Raw genomic sequence first — 1996 nt, forward strand, 5'->3', positions numbered from 1 at the left:
CACCACCGCAACCTCCCACACCGGACGTTGCAACCACCCCTAGAACCCGCGGACCCTTCACGGCCAACGCCCGCAGAGGTCAGGGGAAACGGTTTGTAACAGGGGGTCCTGGCCGTAACATAGGGGCCCGGACCAAGGAGGCGAGCATGTCGGAATGCGGAACGCCGAACGCGGAAATCGCGGAGGCCTGCCCCATCATGGAGGTGCTGGACCATGTCGCGGGCAAGTGGAGCATCGGCATCCTCGTGGCCGCGGCCCACGGGCCGGTGCGCTTCACCGAACTGGAGCGGGCCGTCGAAGGGATCAGCCGTCGCATGCTGACCCTCAACCTCCGCAAACTCGAGCGCGACGGGCTGCTGATCCGCACCGTGTACCCGACCGTCCCGCCGCGGGTCGAGTACACGCTCACCGACATGGCCCGGGAGCTCTACGCCTCGCTCACCGGTCTGCTCGACTGGGCCGAACGGCACCGCGGTTCCATCGCACAGGCGCGCACCGCCTACGACTCCACCAACGACAAGGTCGCCGTCTGAGCCCCACGGTCAGAACAGGGGCCAGGGGATGGCGCGCCAGTCGTCGCCGGGCTCGGGAAAGACCCCGGCCGCCAGCAGCCGCTCGGCCCGGTCGGCGATCGCGCGGATCTCCGGCCCCGTCAGATGCGCGGAGAGCTCCTCGCCGAGCGGGCCGCCGAGCTTCTCCGGCAGGGCACGGAGCTTGTCCACCGCGTCCTCGGGCAGCGGGTCACCGATCCAGCCCCACAGCACCGTGCGCAGTTTCGGCTCGGCGTGCAGGCAGATCCCGTGGTCCACCCCGTACACCCGGCCGTCCGCCCCGCACAGTATGTGACCGCCCTTGCGGTCGGTGTTGTTGGCGATGATGTCCAGTATCGCGAGGTCCCGGATGCCGGGGTGGTCGGCGTGGGCGAGCACGGCGGGCTCCCCGAGCCGGTCGTGGGCGTGCAGCACGATCCGCCAGTCCTCGGGCACTTCGGCGGGCGGCCGCACGTCGATCAGCTCCTCGTCGGAGGTCTCGACCCACAGTTGCACCATGCCCTCGCCGAACGGTCCCTCCCGCAGCACGGTGGGCGGGATGCTGCCGAGCCCCGAGGCCGCCGACAACAGGTACGTCGCCACTTCGCGCCCGGCGAGTGTCCCGTCGGGGAAGTCCCACAGGGGACGTTCACCGGAGACCGGCTTGTACACCGCGTTCGCGCGAACACCGTCGAGCTCGATCGAGCAGAACAGCGTCACGTTCGACGCGTCCACGAGCCGGCCCTCGACCTCGATCCGCCCCCGCTCGATGAGCTGTCTGGCGGCCGGATCGGTGGGGTGGAGATCTTCGGCCACGGAGCCTATTCCCGCCTATTCCTCGGTCAGGTCGGTTTCACGCCGATACCCATTCTGCCTCGGGCAGATGTGGCCGGCGGGGTCCAGTGGCTCGCCGCACAGCGGGCAGGGCTTGCGACCGGCGTTGACGACCCGTTCCGCGCGCTCGACGAAGGCGCGGGCGACGGCCGGGGTGAGGAACACGCGGACGGCGTCCGGGCCCTCCTCGGTGTCGTCGAGCACGACCGTCTCGTCGACCTCGCCTTCGGTGATGGCGAGCAGTTCGACGACCACGGCCTTGCTTTCGGCGTCCCAGCCCAGGCCCATCGTGCCGACGCGGAACTCCTCCTCGACCGGCACCCGGAGCGGGTCGACGTCGACGAGTTCGCCGGGCACGGTTTCGGGCACATCGGCGCCGAACCGGCTGGCGATCTCCTCGAGCAGTGCACCGAGACGTTCGGCAAGCACGGCGACCTGCTGCTTCTCGATGGTCACGCTGATGGTGCGGACGTCCTCGGACGCCTGCAGGTAGAAAGTGCGGTCGCCGGGTTCCCCGACGGTTCCTGCGATGAACCGGTCGGGTTGGCGGAAGACGTGGATTACGCGAGCCATGGCACCCTCGACCCTAGGCCACCGTTCCATGATCGGCACCCGCCGCCCCTGATGTTGCC

General features: G+C 69.6%; 3 protein-coding genes. 1 reads left to right on the plus strand and 2 read right to left on the minus strand.

Annotated elements, in window-relative coordinates; translation table 11 throughout:
- Window positions 1–146: 146 nt before the first annotated feature.
- On the plus strand, window positions 147–533 hold the full coding sequence (locus FNH05_RS36695; RefSeq protein ID WP_144593428.1) for a winged helix-turn-helix transcriptional regulator: 387 nt from the start codon (window positions 147–149) through the stop codon (window positions 531–533).
- Window positions 534–542: 9 nt separating this feature from the next.
- Here the strand turns inward: FNH05_RS36695 and FNH05_RS36700 are convergent, their stop codons facing one another.
- On the minus strand, window positions 543–1346 hold the full coding sequence (locus tag FNH05_RS36700) for an SCO1664 family protein (protein WP_144593429.1): 804 nt from the start codon (window positions 1344–1346) through the stop codon (window positions 543–545).
- A gap of 15 nt (window positions 1347–1361) precedes the next feature.
- Window positions 1362–1937 (minus strand): DUF3090 domain-containing protein, encoded by a 576-nt coding sequence (locus tag FNH05_RS36705; RefSeq protein ID WP_144593430.1) that lies wholly within the window; start codon window positions 1935–1937, stop codon window positions 1362–1364.
- Window positions 1938–1996: the final 59 nt, after the last annotated feature.

This window comes from Amycolatopsis rhizosphaerae (assembly GCF_007713715.1).
In the GTDB taxonomy this organism is placed as follows: domain Bacteria; phylum Actinomycetota; class Actinomycetes; order Mycobacteriales; family Pseudonocardiaceae; genus Amycolatopsis_E; species Amycolatopsis_E rhizosphaerae.

Excerpts from the sequence above, each read along its gene's own strand:
- FNH05_RS36695 (WP_144593428.1), top strand. The coding sequence starts at position 147 with ATGTCGGAATGCGGAACGCCGAACGCGGAAATCGCGGAGGCCTGCCCC.
- FNH05_RS36705 (WP_144593430.1), bottom strand. The coding sequence starts at position 1,937 with ATGGCTCGCGTAATCCACGTCTTCCGCCAACCCGACCGGTTCATCGCA.